This window comes from Streptomyces sp. C1-1 (genome assembly GCF_050214755.1).
Taxonomy (GTDB): Bacteria; Actinomycetota; Actinomycetes; order Streptomycetales; family Streptomycetaceae; genus Streptomyces.
The window spans coordinates 2839381-2856347 of record NZ_CP189826.1 but is presented as its reverse complement, the minus strand read 5'-3'; the positions used below and the strand labels follow the sequence as shown (position 1 = coordinate 2856347).

General features: G+C 73.2%; 17 protein-coding genes. 4 read left to right on the top strand and 13 right to left on the bottom strand.

Annotated features, from left to right (window positions below; all coding sequences use genetic code 11):
• Positions 1 to 70 precede the first annotated feature (70 nt).
• Entirely contained in the window at positions 71 to 742 is a 672-nt protein-coding gene (locus tag ACQF4J_RS12995; RefSeq protein WP_351563039.1) for a DUF3000 domain-containing protein, read from the bottom strand.
• An 84-nt stretch (positions 743 to 826) separates the two neighbouring features.
• On the opposite strand from ACQF4J_RS12995, the gene hemE reads away from it, so the two are divergent.
• A complete protein-coding gene (gene hemE / locus ACQF4J_RS12990; RefSeq protein WP_351563041.1) occupies positions 827 to 1885 on the top strand; it encodes a uroporphyrinogen decarboxylase in 1059 nt (352 codons plus the stop codon).
• Between the two features lies 1 nt (position 1886).
• Here hemE and ACQF4J_RS12985 read toward each other — a convergent pair whose 3' ends face one another.
• Positions 1887 to 2714, bottom strand: a complete 828-nt coding sequence (locus ACQF4J_RS12985; RefSeq protein ID WP_351563043.1) for a rhomboid family intramembrane serine protease — start codon at positions 2712 to 2714, stop codon at positions 1887 to 1889.
• 125 nt (positions 2715 to 2839) lie between these two features.
• On the opposite strand from ACQF4J_RS12985, the gene ACQF4J_RS12980 reads away from it, so the two are divergent.
• Positions 2840 to 3160 carry a hypothetical protein gene (locus ACQF4J_RS12980; RefSeq protein ID WP_142143345.1) on the top strand — a complete coding sequence of 107 codons (321 nt, stop codon included), beginning with the start codon at positions 2840 to 2842 and terminating at the stop codon, positions 3158 to 3160.
• A 98-nt stretch (positions 3161 to 3258) separates the two neighbouring features.
• Here ACQF4J_RS12980 and ACQF4J_RS12975 read toward each other — a convergent pair whose 3' ends face one another.
• Both ACQF4J_RS12975 and ACQF4J_RS12970 read right to left on the bottom strand, forming a co-directional pair.
• Positions 3259 to 4647, bottom strand: coding sequence for an FAD-dependent oxidoreductase (locus ACQF4J_RS12975; RefSeq protein ID WP_351563045.1), 1389 nt, complete (start codon positions 4645 to 4647; stop codon positions 3259 to 3261).
• A gap of 27 nt (positions 4648 to 4674) precedes the next feature.
• A complete protein-coding gene (locus ACQF4J_RS12970; RefSeq protein WP_427165667.1) occupies positions 4675 to 5562 on the bottom strand; it encodes a DUF4349 domain-containing protein in 888 nt (295 codons plus the stop codon).
• Between the two features lie 159 nt (positions 5563 to 5721).
• On the opposite strand from ACQF4J_RS12970, the gene hemG reads away from it, so the two are divergent.
• Both hemG and hemQ read left to right on the top strand, forming a co-directional pair.
• Positions 5722 to 7179, top strand: coding sequence for a protoporphyrinogen oxidase (gene hemG / locus ACQF4J_RS12965; RefSeq protein WP_351799446.1), 1458 nt, complete (start codon positions 5722 to 5724; stop codon positions 7177 to 7179).
• A gap of 5 nt (positions 7180 to 7184) precedes the next feature.
• Positions 7185 to 7916, top strand: a complete 732-nt coding sequence (hemQ, locus tag ACQF4J_RS12960; RefSeq protein ID WP_351563051.1) for a hydrogen peroxide-dependent heme synthase — start codon at positions 7185 to 7187, stop codon at positions 7914 to 7916.
• Here the strand turns inward: hemQ and ACQF4J_RS12955 are convergent, their stop codons facing one another.
• The 9 genes from ACQF4J_RS12955 to ACQF4J_RS12915 all read right to left on the bottom strand — a co-directional run bounded on the left by ACQF4J_RS12955 (position 7917) and on the right by ACQF4J_RS12915 (position 16967).
• Positions 7917 to 9527 carry an alpha/beta hydrolase gene (locus ACQF4J_RS12955; protein WP_427165666.1) on the bottom strand — a complete coding sequence of 537 codons (1611 nt, stop codon included), beginning with the start codon at positions 9525 to 9527 and terminating at the stop codon, positions 7917 to 7919. It abuts the gene before it with no gap.
• Positions 9528 to 9672: 145 nt separating this feature from the next.
• Positions 9673 to 10434: a TIGR04222 domain-containing membrane protein gene (locus ACQF4J_RS12950; RefSeq protein ID WP_427165665.1), complete on the bottom strand. Its 762-nt coding sequence runs from the start codon at positions 10432 to 10434 to the stop codon at positions 9673 to 9675.
• Between the two features lie 100 nt (positions 10435 to 10534).
• A complete protein-coding gene (locus tag ACQF4J_RS12945) occupies positions 10535 to 11311 on the bottom strand; it encodes a DUF4142 domain-containing protein (protein ID WP_351563057.1) in 777 nt (258 codons plus the stop codon).
• An 88-nt stretch (positions 11312 to 11399) separates the two neighbouring features.
• Positions 11400 to 12725, bottom strand: coding sequence for a DUF692 domain-containing protein (locus tag ACQF4J_RS12940; protein ID WP_427165664.1), 1326 nt, complete (start codon positions 12723 to 12725; stop codon positions 11400 to 11402).
• Between the two features lie 136 nt (positions 12726 to 12861).
• Positions 12862 to 13653 (bottom strand): DUF4142 domain-containing protein, encoded by a 792-nt coding sequence (locus ACQF4J_RS12935; RefSeq protein WP_351563061.1) that lies wholly within the window; start codon positions 13651 to 13653, stop codon positions 12862 to 12864.
• A gap of 130 nt (positions 13654 to 13783) precedes the next feature.
• The gene (locus ACQF4J_RS12930; protein WP_351563063.1) at positions 13784 to 14500 is read right to left on the bottom strand and encodes an aminoacyl-tRNA hydrolase; all 717 of its coding nucleotides are present in this window, start codon (positions 14498 to 14500) and stop codon (positions 13784 to 13786) included.
• A 56-nt stretch (positions 14501 to 14556) separates the two neighbouring features.
• Positions 14557 to 15399 carry a polysaccharide deacetylase family protein gene (locus tag ACQF4J_RS12925; RefSeq protein ID WP_351563065.1) on the bottom strand — a complete coding sequence of 281 codons (843 nt, stop codon included), beginning with the start codon at positions 15397 to 15399 and terminating at the stop codon, positions 14557 to 14559.
• Positions 15400 to 15458: 59 nt separating this feature from the next.
• On the bottom strand, positions 15459 to 16331 hold the full coding sequence (locus ACQF4J_RS12920) for a PPK2 family polyphosphate kinase (protein WP_351563067.1): 873 nt from the start codon (positions 16329 to 16331) through the stop codon (positions 15459 to 15461).
• A gap of 63 nt (positions 16332 to 16394) precedes the next feature.
• Complete coding sequence (locus tag ACQF4J_RS12915) at positions 16395 to 16967, bottom strand: YbhB/YbcL family Raf kinase inhibitor-like protein (RefSeq protein WP_427165663.1); 573 nt, start codon at positions 16965 to 16967, stop codon at positions 16395 to 16397.

Genomic DNA, 16967 nt, shown 5'->3' with positions numbered 1-16967 from the left:
ATTCCTGACTGAATGTGGCCGTATCGACAAAGTGACGGTCAAACGGCCACCGCAAACTCGAACGTGCGAATCAGCGGGACTGCTGGGGCCCGCGCCGCTGCGGCAGCGTCACCACCGACGCGTCGCCCGGCCCGGCCGGCGGCAGGCCCGCCACCTGGGCCAGCAGATCGCACCAGGACGCCAGGTGCGCCGCGGTGTCGGGGACGCCGCCAAGGCCCTCGCGGGGCGTCCAGGAGGCACGGATCTCGATCTGCGAGGCGGCCGGGCGCTCCGCGAGCCCGCCGAAGTAGTGCGAACTCGCGCGGGTGACGGTCCCGCTGGGTTCGCCGTACGACAGCCCGCGCGCGGCCAGCGCGCCGGTCAGCCAGGACCAGCACACCTCCGGCAGCAGCGGGTCCGCGGCCATCTCCGGCTCCAGCTCCGCCCGCACCAGCGTCACCAGCCGGAATGTGCCCCGCCAGGCGTCGTGCCCGGCCGGGTCGTGCAGCAGCACCAGCCGGCCGTCGGCCAGGTCCTGCTCACCGTCGACGACGGTCGCCTCCAGCGCGTGGGCGAAGGGCGCCAGCCGCTTCGGCGCGCGGGTCGCCTCGACCTCGATCTGCGGCCTCAGCCGACTGCCGCGCAGGGCCTGCACCGCGGCCTGAAAGGCCGGCGGAGCCGCACCGATGCCATCCCCGTCCCCCTCCTTGGTCTCGTCCATTCCGTCAGCGCCGTCCGACAGTCGTCCTTGAGCCGCAGCCATGCGGGAAGATTAGGGGAACCGCGGCTCGGCGCAGGGCAAGACACCCGGGCGGGAGTTCCCCGGACGTCATGTCAGACTTGCCCCGTGAGCGCCAACAACACCCCGCAGACCTCCGCGACGTACGACTCCGCCTTCCTCCGGGCCTGCCGGCGCGAACCCGTGCCGCACACCCCGGTGTGGTTCATGCGGCAGGCCGGGCGCTCGCTGCCCGAGTACCGCAAGGTCCGTGAGGGCATCCCGATGCTCGAGTCCTGCATGCGCCCCGAACTGGTCACCGAGATCACCCTGCAGCCGGTGCGCCGCCACAACGTGGACGCGGCGATCTACTACAGCGACATCGTCGTCCCGCTCAAGGCCATCGGCATCGACCTCGAGATCAAGCCGGGCGTCGGCCCGGTCGTCGACCGCCCGATCCGCACCCGCGCCGACCTCGCCCAGCTGCGCGACCTCACCCCGGAAGACGTCTCCTACGTCACCGAGGCCATCGGCCTGCTCACCCGCGAGCTCGGCGCCACCCCGCTGATCGGTTTCGCCGGCGCCCCCTTCACCCTCGCGAGCTACCTCATCGAGGGCGGCCCGTCGCGCACGTACGAGAACGCCAAGGCGATGATGTACGGCGACCCCGAGCTGTGGGCCGACCTGCTCGACCGCCTCGCCGACATCACGGCCGCCTTCCTCAAGGTGCAGATCGAGGCCGGCGCCTCCGCGGTCCAGCTGTTCGACTCCTGGGTCGGCTCCCTCGCCCCCGCCGACTACCGGCGCTCGGTGATGCCCGCCTCCGCGAAGGTCTTCGACGCCGTCTCCGGCTACGGCGTCCCCCGCATCCACTTCGGCGTCGGCACCGGCGAGCTGCTGAACCTCATGGGCGAGGCCGGCGCGGACGTCGTCGGCGTCGACTGGCGCGTCCCGCTGGACGAGGCCGCCCGCCGGGTCGGCCCCGGCAAGGCGCTGCAGGGCAACCTGGACCCGACGATCCTGTTCACCACCCCCGAGGCCGTCGAGGCCAAGACGCGCGAGGTGCTGGACGCGGCGGCCGGCCTGGAGGGCCACGTCTTCAACCTCGGCCACGGCGTCATGCCGTCCACCGACCCGGACGCGCTGACCCGGCTCGTGGAGTACGTCCACACGCAGACCGCGCGCTGACTCACCAGGTGTGCCGGGGCTGGGCGCGCCTGCCGAACAGCAGGCCGCGCGGCTCCGGCGGCGGGGGAGTGCCCGGCTTGAGGGGCAGGGCGAGCACCATGCCGACGAGGAAGCCCACCACGTGCGCCGCGTACGCCACCGTGCCCGCGGCGGAGACGCCCTCGCCCGCCGAGTAGAACGCCTGCAGCACGAACCAGAAGCCGAGCACCAGCCAGGCCGGCAGTCTCAGCGGCAGGAAGATCAGGAACGGCACCAGCACCCACACCCGGGCCTTCGGATACAGCACCAGATAGGCGCCCAGCACGCCCGCGATGGCTCCCGAGGCGCCGATCAGGGGGTCGGCCGAGTCGGCGTTGAGGAGGGCGAAGCCGTAGCCCGCCGCGTAGCCGCAGACGAGGTAGAACAGCGTGAAGCGGATGTGGCCCATGCGGTCCTCGACGTTGTTGCCGAAGATCAGCAGGAACAGCATGTTGCCCAGCAGGTGCAACCAGCTCCCGTGCAGGAACATCGCCGTGAACACCGACAGCGCCGGCGACTTGTCGTAGCCCGCGGGGGCCACCACGCAGCCGACATGACCGCTCGCGCTTGTGCCGATGCCACCCGTCGGGACCAGCCGCGGCATCTGATGATGGATCAACTCCCGCGGCACCGCCGCGTAGTGCTCCAGGAACGCGTGCAGATGGCACGTCTGCGACAGGTCGCTGCCGCCCGCCACGGAACCGGCGATGCCGGGCGTGGACAGGAACACGAAGACGTTCGCGGCAATCAGCGCGTACGTCACCCAAGGGGTGCGGCGCACCGGGTTCACGTCATGAACGGGGATGACCACAAGGAATTAGTGCCCCCGATGGGCTCGGCGAATCGATGAACACCGGCACGCGCGCGTGCGTATGACTCGTCAACCGTCCGCGGCACGGGGAAGGCGGGTCGCGGGGACGACGTGAGGAACAGGCGATGAACGACCGAGTTACTCCTGCGATGCAGGCGCTCCCCGACGGCGAGGCCGAGCTCTCCCTGGTGGTGAGGCTGCCGTGGGAGGACGTGGCCCGGCTGGGTCAGGAGGCCGGGCGGCTGGCTTCCCAGATGCAGCGGCCGGTGACCCTGGACGAGGCGGTGAGCCACCGGCTGCGCACCGTGCGCAGTGCCGCGCACGCGAAGCCGGCGGGCGAGCAGCCGCCCGCCGTCACCTCCACGGCGTCGGTGTCCTCGCTGCCGCCGCGGCCCCCGGCGGAGCAGGCGCGGCAGGCGATCGAGCGGATCAACGGCAGCGCGTAGCGGTTCGCCGTAGGGGTGCGGGTGCGGCTGACGGGGGCGGGTTCGTCGTGGCTTGTCGCGCCCCGCGGCGAGCCGCAGATCGGCACAGCCCCGCGCCCCTAAAGGCCCTGCAGGACCGCCTTCGAAGCTTTGCGGGCCGCCACCAGCACCGGGTCCCAGACCGGCGAGAACGGAGGAGCGTAGCCCAGGTCCAGGGCCGTCATCTGTTCCACCGTCATGCCGGCCGTGAGGGCGACGGCGGCGATGTCGACCCTCTTGGCCGCGCCCTCCCGGCCGACGATCTGCACCCCCAGAAGACGGCCCGTGCGGCGCTCGGCGAGCATCTTCACCGTCATGGGGGAGGCACCGGGGTAGTAGCCCGCCCGGCTCGTGGACTCGATGGTCACCGTCTCGAACCGCAGGCCCACCCTGCGCGCGTCCTTCTCGCGCAGACCCGTACGGGCGATCTCCAGGTCGCAGACCTTGCTGACCGCGGTGCCGACCACCCCCGGGAAGGTCGCGTAGCCGCCGCCCACGTTGGTGCCGATGACCTGGCCGTGCTTGTTGGCGTGCGTGCCCAGCGCGATGTGCCGCTCCTGGCCGGAGACCAGGTCCAGGACCTCCACGCAGTCGCCGCCCGACCAGATGTTCTCGTGGCCGCGGACCCGCATGGCCAGGTCGGTGAGCAGGCCCCGGTGGGCACCCAGCGGGAGACCGGCGGCCGCCGCGAGGGACGTCTCGGGACGGACCCCGATGCCCAGCACCACCACGTCCGCCGGGTACTCGGCGTCCTGTGTGACCACCGCGCGGACGCGCCCGTCGTCGCCGGTGAGGACCTTGGAGACCTCGGTGTCGTTGACCATGGTGATGCCGAGACCCTCCATGGCCTCGTGCACCAGACGGCCCATGTCCGGGTCGAGCGTGGACATCGGTTCGCTGCCGCGGTTGACGACCGTCACCTCGTAGTCACGGTTGATGAGCGCCTCGGCCATCTCCACGCCGATGTACCCCGCTCCCACCACGACCGCGCGCCGGCCACGCGTGCGTGCGAGCGAGTCGAGGAGCGCCTGGCCGTCGTCCAGGGTCTGCACCCCGTGCACACCGGGGGCGTCGGCGCCCGGCATGTCCGGGCGGACGGGACGGGCCCCGGTCGCGATCACCAGCTTGTCGTACGACGTCCAGGACTCGGCGCCGGAATCGACGTCACGCGCGCGCACCCGGCCGCGCGCCACGTCGATCTCCGTCACCTCGGTGCGCATCCGCAGATCGATGCCCCGCTCCCGGTGCTCCTGCGGGCCGCGCGCGATCAGCTGCTCCCGGTCGGAGACGTCGCCGCCCACCCAGTACGGGATGCCGCACGCCGAGTACGAGGTGAAGTGGCCGCGTTCGAACGCCACGATCTCCAACTCGTCCGGGCCCCGCAGCCGGCGTGCCTGCGATGCCGCGGACATCCCCGCGGCGTCGCCGCCGATCACCACCAGTCGTTCCCTCGCACCGTTCATGCTCATGCGAACACGCTACGGGGGCGGGGCATTTCAGTCCCGCTCACCGCTCTCCCGCCGGTTCGGCCGGAGCAGGCGCAGCCACACCAGCGCGAGCAGGGCCGCCACCGCGGCGAACGGCAGCACCGCGCCGAACGCCACCGCCAGCCAGCGCAGCATCGTCACGAACGCGCCCCAGCCGCCCGCCAGCGCGTCCACGAAGCCGGGCTCGTCGTCCTTCGCGGCCTTCTTCGCCGGCGACCCGGACAGGGAGAGCGTGATGGTGGCCAGGCTCGTGCGGTCCTTCAGGGACTTCTGCTGCGCGAGCAGCGCCTCCAGGTCGGACTGCCGGCTGCCCAGTTCGCCCTCCAGCTCCACCACGTCGCTCAACTTCGTCGCCCGGTCCATCAGTTCGCGGATCCGGGCGACGCTGGCCCGCTGCGACCTGACACGGCTGTCGACGTCGACGACCTGGTCGGTGACGTCCTCGGCCTTCGAGGTGCGCTCGACGAGCCTGCCGGTGCCCTGCAGGCCGGCCAGGACCTCGTCGTACTTCTCGGCCGGCACACGCAGCACCACGCGCGTGTGCTCGTGGCCCTGCGGATCCCGGGTGGTGGTCTCGTCGCCGACGTAGCCGCCCGCGTTCTCGGTGGTGGTGCGGGCCTCGTCGAGGGCCTTCGGCACGTCCCGGACCTGGACGGTGAGGGAGGCCGTCCGGATGATGTCGCTCCCGGTGAGCTTCGGCGTCCGCTTCGCCGCGGCACCGGACGCGTCCTTCTGGCCACCGGGGGCGGAACCCTTGGCCTCGCTCCTGGCGGGCCCGTCGGCGGCGGAGCCCCCGGAGTCGCTCCCGGCACCGCTGCATCCGGTCAGCGCGAGCGCCGCGGCCAGCAGAATGCCGGCCACGGCCCGGACAGGTCGTACGGAACGTCGTGCGCGCATGCGGGTCCACCCCCGAGGGTCGGTGACGAATGACGCTCCTTCGACGCCGGGAGGGGCCGGGACGTTGGCGGGCGGGGGTTCCGATGCGGTCACGTTCGGGACTCGTCAGGGCCACATGGCCCTCGCGTCGGTGTCGGTGGCGTCTGAGAGGGTGGAGCCATGAGTGGATCACCTCCGGCAGAGGGCCGGGTCGTCGTCATCGGAGCCGGGATCGCGGGCCTGGCCGCCGCCCACCGGCTGCTGCAGCGGGGCGCGCGAGTGACCGTGCTGGAGGCGTCGGACCGGGTCGGCGGCAAGCTGCTCCCCGGCGAGATCGCGGGCGCCCGCGTGGACCTCGGCGCCGAGTCGATGCTGGCCCGCAGACCGGAGGCGGTCGGCCTGGCCCGCGAGGTGGGCCTGGCGGAGCGGCTCCGGCCGCCGGCCACCGCGACGGCCTTCCTGTGGACCCGCGGCGCCCTGCGCCCCATGCCCAGGGGGCATGTGATGGGCGTCCCCGGCACGGCGTCCGCCCTCACCGGCGTCCTGTCCGACGAGGGCCTGGCCCGTATCGAGCGCGACGCCGAGCTGCCGCGCACCGAGGTCGGCGACGACGTGGCGGTCGGGGAGTACGTCGCCGAGCGGCTGGGCCGCGAGGTCGTCGACCGCCTCGTCGAACCCCTGCTCGGCGGGGTGTACGCGGGCGACGCGTACCGCATCTCGATGCGCTCGGCGGTCCCGCAGCTCTTCCAGATCGCGAAGACCCACACCTCGCTGACCGAGGGCGTGCGCGAGATGCAGGCGAAGATGGCGGCCACTCAGCAGACCGGACCGGTGTTCATGGGCATCACCGGCGGCATCGGCAGCCTGCCGCTCGCCGTCGCCGACTCGGTGCGCGCGCGGGGCGGCGAGATCCTCACCGGGGCACCGGTCACCGAGCTGCGCCGCGAGGCGTCCGGCGGCTGGCGGGTCGTCGCGGGGGACCGCGTACTGCGGGCCGACGCGGTGATCGTCGCCGTACCCGCCCCGGCCGCCGCCGGCCTGCTGCGTCCCGAAGCGCCCGAGGCGGCCGCCGAGCTCGCCGGCTTCGAGTACGCGTCGATGGCGCTGGTCACCCTCGCCTACCGCCGCTCCGACACCGCCCTCCCGGACGGCAGCAGCGGCTTCCTGGTACCGCCCGTCGACGGCCGCACCATCAAGGCGTCCACCTTCGCCTCCCAGAAGTGGGACTGGATCGCCGAGGAGAACCCGGACCTCGCCGTCCTGCGCACCTCCGTCGGCCGCTACGGCGAGACGGAGATCCTTCAGCGCGACGACGCCGGCCTGGTGGAGGTCTCCCGCCACGACCTGAAGGCGGCCACCGGCCTGGACGCCACCCCCGTCGAAACGCGGGTCACCCGCTGGATCGACGGCCTGCCCCAGTACCCGGTCGGCCACCACACGCGCGTGGCCCGCGTCCGCGAGCACCTCGCCAAGCTGCCCGGCCTCGCCGTCTGCGGCGCGCAGTACGACGGCGTCGGCATCCCGGCGTGCATCGCGAGCGCGTACGCGGCCGTGGACCAGCTCGACGGAGACCTGGGCGGTGTGCAGGAGCTCACCGCCAACCCGGTGCAGTCCCTGCACGGAGGAGCGGGAGAATGAGGGACATGAGTGACGACGCCCCCACCACCGAGGCCGCGCGTATCCCGAACAAGGGCAAGCTGGCCAAGGACCTCAACGAGGTCATCCGCTACACCCTGTGGTCCGTCTTCAAGCTGAAGGACGTCCTCCCCGAGGACCGCGCGGGCTACGCCGACGAGGTCCAGGAGCTGTTCGACCAGCTCGCCGCGAAGGACGTGACGATCCGCGGCACGTACGACGTCTCCGGCCTGCGCGCCGACGCCGACCTCATGATCTGGTGGCACGCGGAGACCAGCGACCAGCTGCAGGAGGCGTACAACCTCTTCCGCCGCACGAAGCTGGGCCGCGCGCTGGAGCCGGTCTGGTCGAACATGGCGTTGCACCGCCCCGCCGAGTTCAACCGTTCGCACATCCCGGCGTTCCTCGCCGACGAGACGCCGCGCAACTACATCAGCGTCTACCCCTTCGTGCGCTCCTACGACTGGTACCTGCTGCCCGACGAGGACCGCCGCCGCATGCTCGCCGACCACGGCAAGATGGCCCGCGGCTACCCCGACGTCCGCGCCAACACGGTCGCCTCGTTCTCCCTCGGGGACTACGAGTGGATCCTCGCCTTCGAGGCCGACGAGCTGTACCGCATCGTCGACCTCATGCGCCACCTGCGCGGCTCCGAGGCCCGCAGGCACGTCCGCGAGGAGGTCCCGTTCTACACGGGCCGCCGCAAGGACGTCGCGGAGCTGGTCGCGGGCCTCGCCTGATCAGCGGACGGGCCGCAGGGCCGCCTTCCGGGCGGCGTCGACCGGCTCGGGTTCCCGGTGCGGTGCGCAGGCCGCGCGCCGCACCGGCAGCCGCCCCTCGAGCAGATACGCGTCCAGGTAGGCGTTGACGCACTGGTTGGGCCCGCCCGCGACGCCGTGCGCCCCCGCGTCCCGCTCGGTCACCAGCACCGACCCCGACAACCGCCGATTCAGCTCCCGCGCCCCCTCGTACGGCGCGGCCGCGTCCCGCTCGGCCGCCAGGATCAGCGTCGGGGGCAGCTCGCCGGGGCCGGTCCGCACATCGAGCGGCCGCTGCCGCGGGGCCGGCCAGTACGCGCACGGCAGGTTCGTCCACACGTTGTCCCAGGTCTCGAACGGCGCCACGCGCGCCAGCCGCGTGTTGTCGCGGTCCCAGACGCGGAAGTCCGTCGGCCAGGGCGCGTCGTTGCACTCGACGGCCGTGTACACCGCACTGGAGTTCTCCGCCTCCGCGGCCGCCTCCCGCACGGGCGCCGCCTGCTGGACGAGCGGCTTCGGGTCGCCCTTCAGATAGGCCGAGAGGGCCTCGGCCCGCTGCGGCCAGTAGTCGTCGAAGTACCCGGCCGTCAGGAAGGCGCCCCGCAGCTGTGCCGGCCCCACCTCGCCCCCGGCCGGCTCGGCGGCGAGCCGCGCGCTCGCCTTGTCGTAGCTGCGCCGCACCGCGGCGGCCGTGGCGCCCAGCCCGTACACGCCGTCGTGCCGTGCGATCCACTCCCGGAAATCCGCCCAGCGCTCCTCGAACGCCGCCGACTGGGCGAGGTTGCCGTGGTACCAGACCTGATCCGGATCGGGGTCGACCGCCGAGTCGAACACCATGCGCCGCACGTGCGAGGGGAACAGCGTGGCGTACAGCGCGCCGAAGTACGTGCCGTACGACGCCCCCATGAACGTCAGCCGCTCCTCGCCCAGTGCCGCGCGCAGGACGTCCAGGTCGCGCGCGTTGTTGAGCGAGTTGTAGTACCGCAGCGCGCCCCCGGCCCGCTCGGCGCAGCCGCGCGCGTACGCCTTCGCCTGCGCGATGCGCTCCTTCTTGTACGAGGCGTCGGGGTACGTCGGCGACAGCGACGGCCCCTTGTAGAAGCGCTTGGGGTCCTGGCAGGACAGCGGGGCCGAGCGGCCCACGCCGCGCGGGGAGTAGCCGACGAGGTCGTAGGCCGCCGCGAGGCGCTGCCACTGCGGCATGAAGCCGACCAGCGGGAAGTACAGCCCGTCGCCGCCGGGCCCGCCCGGGTTGTAGACCAGCGCGCCCTGCCGGGGCACCCGGCGCTTGCTGTTGTGGGGGTCCTTGTGCGTGGCGCGCACCCGGCTGACGGTCAGCTTGATCTGCCTGCCGTCCGGGTTCGTGTAGTCGAGCGGCACCGACACCGTGCCGCACTCCAGCGCGCCCGGCATGTCCTGGGCGTCGGAGCACTTGCCGAAGTCGACTCCGGCGGCCATGGCCCGGGCGGCGGCCACCGCCGTGCCGCTGCGCTCGGCCAGCCCCGGGGCGACGGACGCACCGCCCGCCGGAGCGGCGGTGAGGGTGGTCAGGAGCAAGGATCCGGCGGCCGAGTAGACGGCGGCTGATCTCATCGCGTATCCCTTCGGTGCACGGCGGCGACAAAAGGGATGTTTCGTTCGTCACACGGCGAAGGCAAGCACCGCCCCGCCGGTGTCGCCCCCAATACCCCCACGCGCCCCCGGCGCACGATTCACGCCGGCGCGCGAGGATGCGCGGCTAGGGCTGGTCGCGGTGGGTGAAGGCCGCTCGTAGGTCCGGTTCGCCGATGGCGCGGACGCCGCGCACGGCGACCGAGGTGAGGTAGGTGCGGTCGTCGCCGGCCCCGGCCCGCCGGGCGAGGGTGCCCAGCAGCCGCTGCCCGGCCGGGGAGGCCCACCGCGAGTAGGGGTGGACCTCCACCCGGGCTATGGCCAGGCAGCTCAGCGTCAGGGCGAGCGGCAGCGCGAACCACAGGGCGACGAGCCCGCGGGGCATGTCGGGCTGGGCGGGCACCAGCAGCGCGGTCGCGCCCAGCCCGAGGACGACCAGCGCGGCGAGCCGCACCTGACGCATCCCGGACGCGACCGTGGTACGGACGCCGGCGGGTACGGCCAGACCTGCGTCGACCAGCCTTTCGCCGAGGTCGCCGACGGCGTCCGCGGAGGCCGCGCGGGCCCGTACCGGGGCGATACGGCTCTGCCCCTCCGGCCCGATGGCCCCGATGACGGACCGCTCGATGTCGTCGCGCCCGCGCGGGTCGACCACCGTCGCCCAGCCGGTGTGGGCGAGCAGCAGCCGCCGCTGCCGGGCCATGGAGACCATCGTCAGATCGGCGACCCGGCGGGGGCCGCCGGACAGGAAGGCGGCTTCGTAGAGCGTCAGATCGTGCTGGGACGCATCCGTGTCGTCGGCCGCGGCGCGGACGGCGGCCAGGCACAGCCGCGTGCACGCGGTGCCCGCGACGGCCCAGGCCAGCAGCAGGAGAAGGACCCAGAACATGCCGCGTTTCTATGCCAAAGGCCTCACCGAACGCCATGCCCTGTTCACAATACGGACGGAGTGTTGTCAGTACGTGACGTTCCGCTTGTCCGGAAGCGCACTACCGCTGCGGCGGCGGGCTGGACTCGGCCGGCGGCAGCGTGTACGTCGGCGAGGGCGCCGGCGTGAGGGGGGCGGCCGGAGCGGGGTCCGCGGTCGGACCGGGCGGCGCCTGGGAGGGGGTGAGCGGGGGAGTGCTCGCGGAGGCCATGTCCCGCGCCAGCGCGTCCCAGTCGACGTACCCGGTGGCCTCCAGGGCCCTGATGTGGTCCAGGACGGTCGTGTTGGCGTCGTCGGCGAGGGAGCGCACCAGCGAGTTGCGGGTGGTGGCGCGCACCTGGGCGACGAGCGAGAACACCTTGCCGTGCGCCAGCCGAGCGATGTTGACGAAGTCGCGGTCGTAGTCCGTGCCCTGCGCCGCGCTCAGGGTCTGCAGCCACTGTTTCTGCTGGTCGCTGGGCTGGTTGGGCAGTTGCAGCCCGAGCTTGCCGGCGACGTCCCGGACCTGCTGGTCGAGGGCGGTGTGTCCCTCGACGAGGTGCTCCCCCGCCGTCCGTACGGCCTGGGTGGTGCCCTTCTGCTCCGCCTGCTGGCCGGCGGGCAGCTCCCACAGGCCGGCCAGCCGGACCTTGGTGACGAAGTCCCGGTCGAGCCCGGACAGCGGCCCGTAGCTGGTGGCGACGGTCTGGTCGTTGAGCACGCTCACGCCGGTGCCCGAGCGGTCGGTGTAGGAGAAGATCGGGAAGATCAGGGCCAGCAGCGTCGCCGTCAGGCCGACGACGATGACGCCGGTGCCACTGATGATGCCTCGGCCCCTGAGGGGCGGTCGCGGTCGCATGGTGCCTCCTGGTACGGCACCGCACGCTGGTCGGTTTCGGGTGCGGGACTGGCATGTTACTTCGGAGTCCCGGGCGACTGCTCCGGGGTCACCGGTGCTGCAGCACCCTCCGCGCCGCCCGGACCGCCCTGACCACGGGTTTGCGGGACCGCGGCACCGGTCCCGACCGCTCCAGCCACCACGCGCGCAGCTCCCGCAGCGCCGGTCCCCGCGGCAGCCGCTCCGGCACCAGCAGGTGCTCGGCGAAGTCAAGCGCGTCGCGCCGGTACCCGCCGGTCATCGGGTGTCCGTGCGCGTACGCCAGGAACAGACCCCGGTACGCCTCGCCGAGGATCACCGGCAACTCGGGCGCGATCTTCCCCACCACATCGGCCCGCTTCCCGGCGAGCGCCCGCGCCTGCACCCCCAGCCGCACCCCGTCGAAGCCCTCCGGCACGGGGGTCCCGGCGACCAGCGCGGACAGCAGCGCGGTCTGCGCGAGCGCGAGCCGCTGCCGGGCGGGCTCGGTGGCCTCCTCGGGCGGCGTCGCCCGTGCCGGCTCGGCGGCCCCCGCCTCCGGGGCCGCCGCCCGCGCGGCCCCCCGTTCCGCGGCCCCCTTCTCCAGCGCCCCCCGGATGGCCTCGAGCTCCCGCTCCAGCTCCGCCGGTTCGGGGAAGTTCTCGTCCCTCTCCAGCAGCACGCCCGGCGGCGAGACGCGGGACGCCAGGTCGGCCAGCACGTCGAGGACCCGGTCCGGGACCGGGTGGGCGTGGCTGTCGTGCCAGACGCCGTCCCGTTCGAAGCCGCCCGCGACATGGACGTACGCGATGGCCTCCAGGGGCAGCTCGGCGAGCGCCTCGGCCGGGTCCTCGCCGCGGTTGACGTGGTTGGTGTGCAGGTTGGCCACGTCGACGAGGAGCCGCACGCCGGTGCGGTCGGCCAGTTCGTAGAGGAACTGTCCCTCGGTCAGCTCCTCGCCCGGCCAGGAGATCAGCGCGGCGATGTTCTCCACGGCCAGCGGCACCGGCAGCGCGTCCTGGGCGATGCGGACGTTCTCGCACAGCACGTCGAGGGCGTCGCGGGTGCGCGGGACGGGCAGCAGGTGCCCGGCCTCCAGCAGCGGCGAGGCGGTGCGGGCGCCGCCTGCCCGTACGAAGGCGATGTGCTCGGTGACCAGCGGGGCTCCCAGGGCCTCCGCGCGTTCGGCGAGCGTCGCGAGGCGCCCGGCGTCGGGCCGCTCCGCACCGCCCAGGCCGAGCGAGACACCGTGGGGGATCACGGTCACCCCGCGCTCGCGCAGCCGCCCGAGCGACTCGGGCAGATGCCCGGGGCAGACGTTCTCGGCCACGACCTCGACCCAGTCGATGCCGGGCATCCGCTCCACCGCGTCGGCGATCTCCGGCCGCCATCCGATGCCCGTCCCCAGTCGCTCCATGGTCTTCCCCTCCCTGCCGTCTCCCCGCGAGAACGTGACGGGGGTATGGCCCCGGCGCCCGCACCCGAACCGCCCGCCGGGCACCTTCAGAGCAACATTTGAGGTTCGGACGGACGGGCCGCGGGCTCCTTCTGCCTCAGCCCAGCACGCCCGCCGAGTCCTGCGGGTCCGGCCGGTCGGTGTTGACCGTGCCCGGCGCGCCCGGCGAGGGGCGGGACGTCGTCCCCACGTCGCCGCTCGCCTCGGCGGCCGGCGCCGAGGGCACCACCTGGCCGGGGACCGGCGCGGAGGGACCGGTGGGGCTCGCGGTGGTGCCGGCCACCGAGTCGTTGGCGATGGCGTCGAAGTCGACCCTGCCCGTCTTCTCCAGGATCGTGATGTGGTCCAGCACGGTCTGGTTGGCGTCCGAGGCGAGCTGCCGCACGAGCGTGTTGCGGGTGGAGTTCCGTACGGCGCCGATGGCGGGGAAGATCTTGCCGTGGGCCGCCCGCAGCAGGTTCACGAACTTGTACTCGTACTCCGTGCCGCTCGCCGCGGACATCTCCCGCAGCCAGCCCTGCTGCTGCTCGTTCGGCTGGTTCGGCAGCTCCACGCCCAGCTGCGCGGCGACGATCCTGACCCGCTTGTCCAGGTCGGTGTGACCGACGATGAGATGGTCGCCGGCCTCCTTGATCGCCTGGCTCGGCGCCCGCTCCAGGGCCTGCTGGCCGGCGGGCAGCTCCCACAGGCCGGCCAGCCGCACCCGCACGATCAGGTCGCGGTCGGAGGCCGTCAGCGGCCCCCACTGGGTGTTCACGGTCCCCGCCGCCAGGTTCGCCTGGCCCGTGCCCGAGCGGTCGGCGTACGACCAGACGGGGAACGCCAGCGCGCCGACGGTGGCGACGAGGGCCGCGATGAGAAAGGCCGTTCCGTTGATCCGCACTCGCAAGGGTGCCTCCCGGGTGAAACCGACTGCGCGTCGCTGCTTGGTGGTTGGCCGGCGTCAGGAGGTACGCGCGACGGGAGCGCGATGTTCAAGCGCAGTAAAAGAATTCAAACGGAAGGCAAAGTCGGGTCGGTCACCGGGCGCGCAGCGCCGGATGGTCGGCGACCACCGTGCACGACCCCGGCGCGATCTCCGTGAACCCCGCGTCCCGTACCAACGGCAGCCCGCTGTCGGTCAGTTCGCGCCAGCGCCCCGGCTCGGCGGTCCGCACGGCCAGCGGGAAACCGGCGTCACGCCAGGTGGCCCGCTCCTCGTCCGACAGCTCCCACCAGGCCAGTTGAGCCCCGTGCCCCGCCTGTGCCATCGCCTTACCGGCCGACATGTCGAGCTCCGGGTTCATCCACAGCACCGGCACCCCCGCTTCGGCCCGCGCCACCGGCTCCGGATCGTCCAGCTCGGTACCGGACACCTGCAGCCTGGCCAGGTCCTTGGGCCACCCGTCGAGCGGAACGGGCGGGAACACCCGCACCTCGGCCGACTTCCCGGTGACGGTGATCCCGTCCAGCGCCTCGGCCCGGCGCCACTCCGCCCCCCGGGCCCGCCGCACCACCTTGCGGATCCGGGCGTCCTGCCAGTCCCGCACGGCCCGGGCCCACTCGCCGTCGCCGACCGACCGCTGGTCACCGAGCATCACGAGCACGGCCCGCGCGGCGGTCTCCAGCGCGTCGGTGCGCGCGGGCGGCGCGGCCTTCTCGACCCGCACCACCAGGGGCAGCACGAACTGAGGCGCCTCGTCGCGGGGGTTGCGCTCGGACTGGAAGGGACTGTCACTCGTCGACGTGTGGCTCACATCCGCCCACCCTAAGGGGGCGGGTGCGCGCTCCGCCGTTCACCCCGAGCCGCTGCTCACCGTTGCCCGTCCGCGGACCGGATCAGCTCGGAGACCTTCACGAACCGGTAGCCCTTCGCGCGCAGCTCCGGCACGATCGTCCGCACCGCCCGCTCGGTCGCCGGTGCCGCACTGCGCGTGCAGTGCATGACGACGACCGAACCCGGCCGCACCCCCTGAAGCACCTGCCGGGCCACCGCGTCGGAGTCCGTGGCGAACGCGTCCCCGCTGACCACGTCCCACTGGACGGCGGTGACACCGGTCGGGGTGAGCGCTTTCAGTGCCGCTCGGTCATAACACCCGCCGGGGAAGCGGAAGTACGGCATCGCGTCCGTCACGCCGGCCCTGCGAAAGGCGGCGTACGCACGCTCCACGTCCGACCGCATGCGGTCCTCGGACACGGTGGGCAGCCCGTAGCAGTCCCCGGTGAAGGCGTAGTGGCTGTAGGAGTGGTTGGCGATCTCGAAGAGCGGGTCCCGGCCGATGGACCGCGCCTGCAGCGGATACTCGTCGGCCCAGCGCCCCGTCATGAACACGGTCGCCGGTACCTTCAGCGCCCGCAGCGTCGCGATGAGCTGCGGATTGTCGAAGCGTTCACCGCGTGCCGCCCGGGCGCCCTCGTCGGCGGTCATGTCGGCGTCGAAGGTGAGCGCGACCGTCCGGCCGTCGGAGCGAGGGCCGTTCTTGAAGACGGGGGTGAGGCCGGTGGGGCCGGGGGCGAGTGTCGGGGGCCTGGAGGGGGCTGCGCCGGTCGCGGTGGGTGCGGGGTGCGCGGCATGGGGCGCGGCGGGTGCGCCGCAGGCGGTGAGCGCGGCGCCGAGCGCGCAGGCGGCCGCCACTTGTCGTACTCGAATGATCACCCCACGAACATAAAGGGGTGAATCGTCCTATTTAGGGATCGGCGCACCCGTGCCGGGCATCAGGCCCCTTTCAGCAGTCGCTCCCGGCACTCCTCCAGGTCGTAGTCCGGCTCCGGGTAGCGCGGGTCCAGCACCTGGAAGTGCTCCAGGAGCAGCCGGGCGATCGCCCAGTCGCGGTACCACTTGCGGTCGGCCGGGATCACGTACCAGGGGGCGTACGGCGTCGAGCAGCGGTGCAGCGCGATCTCGTACGCCTCCTGGTAGGCGGGCCACAGCGCGCGGTCGTCGATGTCGCCGGGGCTGAACTTCCAGCGCTTGTCGGGGCGGTCGAGGCGCCTGAGGAGGCGGCGGCGCTGCTCCTCGTAGGAGATGTGCAGGAAGCACTTGACGACGGTGACCCGGTCGTCGACCAGGCGCTGCTCGAAGCGGTTGATCTCGTCGTAGCGGCGCTCGATCTCGTCACGGGGGACCAGCGCGCGGACGCGGGGGACGAGGACGTCCTCGTAGTGCGAGCGGTCGAAGGCGCCGACTTCACCGGGCCGGGGGAGTTCCCGTTCGATCCGCCAGAGGAAGTGGTGCTCCCGTTCCTCCGGGGTGGGGGCACGGAAGCCCTTGACCCGGCAGCCGGCCGGGTTGAGCACCCCCACCACGTGCTTGATCGTGCCGCCCTTGCCGCTGGTGTCCATGCCCTGCAGCACCAGCAGCACCCGGCGGCGGTCGCCCGTGAGGCCCGCGGCCCACAGGCGTTCCTGCAGGCCGGCGAGGCGCTTGCCCAGTCGGGCGGTGGCCGCCCGGCCCGCGGACTTGCCGCCGGGTCCGGCGGGGACGGCCCGGGTGTCGTACGCCGCCAGGTCGATCTGTTCGCCGCGGGGCACGCGCAGCAGCGTCCGGAGATCCGTCGCCGCCTTCTGCTTCCTGCCGTCCTGGGACACGGGACACCCCTTCCGGTCCGGTCTACCTCGATCCTGCGGCCTCGGTGCGCGAGTTGCCAGCGATCAGCGGCCGTAACGGCCCGTCAGCGTGCCCGAGGCCAGGGTGTGGTCGGCCAGCGCGCGCTTCAGGGCGTCGGCCGAGGCGTCGGCGGGCAGGCGCAGGGTGCGGTCGGTGGCGTAGACCGAGAAGACGTAGTGGTGCGGGTGGTCCCTGGTGCCCTTGGGCGGACAGGGGCCGCCGTATCCCTGCTTGCCGAAGCCGTTGCGGCCCTGTGTCGCCCCCGGCGGCACCTGCCCGGCCGGCCAGCCGGCCCGCCTCGCGTCCGCGTTCCACAGCAGCCAGTGGGTGAACGAGCCGCGCGGGGCGTCGGGGTCCTGGACCAGGACGGCCAGGGTGGTGGCGGTGGCGGGGACGCCGGAGAAGGCCAGGGGAGGGGAGACGTCCTCGCCGTCGCAGGTGTGGCGGCGCGGGATCGTGCCGCCGTCGGTGAAGGCGGGACTGGACACGGCGATGCGGTGAGCGGCGCTGGGCGCCGGGACGGACGTACCGCCGCCGCCGTTCCCGCAGGCCGACACGAGCCCCGTCACCGCCGCCAGGGCCACGATCGCGAGCCCGCGGTCCGTGCCGCGCGGCAC

Bases quoted from the DNA above. Each gene is read 5' to 3' on its own strand.
- ACQF4J_RS12995 (WP_351563039.1), bottom strand. From the start codon at position 742: ATGGCTGCGGCTCAAGGACGACTGTCGGACGGCGCTGACGGAATGGAC.
- ACQF4J_RS12980 (WP_142143345.1), top strand. From the start codon at position 2,840: ATGAACGACCGAGTTACTCCTGCGATGCAGGCGCTCCCCGACGGCGAG.
- ACQF4J_RS12975 (WP_351563045.1), bottom strand. From the start codon at position 4,647: ATGAGCATGAACGGTGCGAGGGAACGACTGGTGGTGATCGGCGGCGAC.
- ACQF4J_RS12970 (WP_427165667.1), bottom strand. From the start codon at position 5,562: ATGCGCGCACGACGTTCCGTACGACCTGTCCGGGCCGTGGCCGGCATT.
- hemG (WP_351799446.1), top strand. From the start codon at position 5,722: ATGAGTGGATCACCTCCGGCAGAGGGCCGGGTCGTCGTCATCGGAGCC.
- hemQ (WP_351563051.1), top strand. From the start codon at position 7,185: ATGAGTGACGACGCCCCCACCACCGAGGCCGCGCGTATCCCGAACAAG.
- ACQF4J_RS12955 (WP_427165666.1), bottom strand. From the start codon at position 9,527: ATGAGATCAGCCGCCGTCTACTCGGCCGCCGGATCCTTGCTCCTGACC.
- ACQF4J_RS12950 (WP_427165665.1), bottom strand. From the start codon at position 10,434: ATGTTCTGGGTCCTTCTCCTGCTGCTGGCCTGGGCCGTCGCGGGCACC.
- ACQF4J_RS12945 (WP_351563057.1), bottom strand. From the start codon at position 11,311: ATGCGACCGCGACCGCCCCTCAGGGGCCGAGGCATCATCAGTGGCACC.
- ACQF4J_RS12940 (WP_427165664.1), bottom strand. From the start codon at position 12,725: ATGGAGCGACTGGGGACGGGCATCGGATGGCGGCCGGAGATCGCCGAC.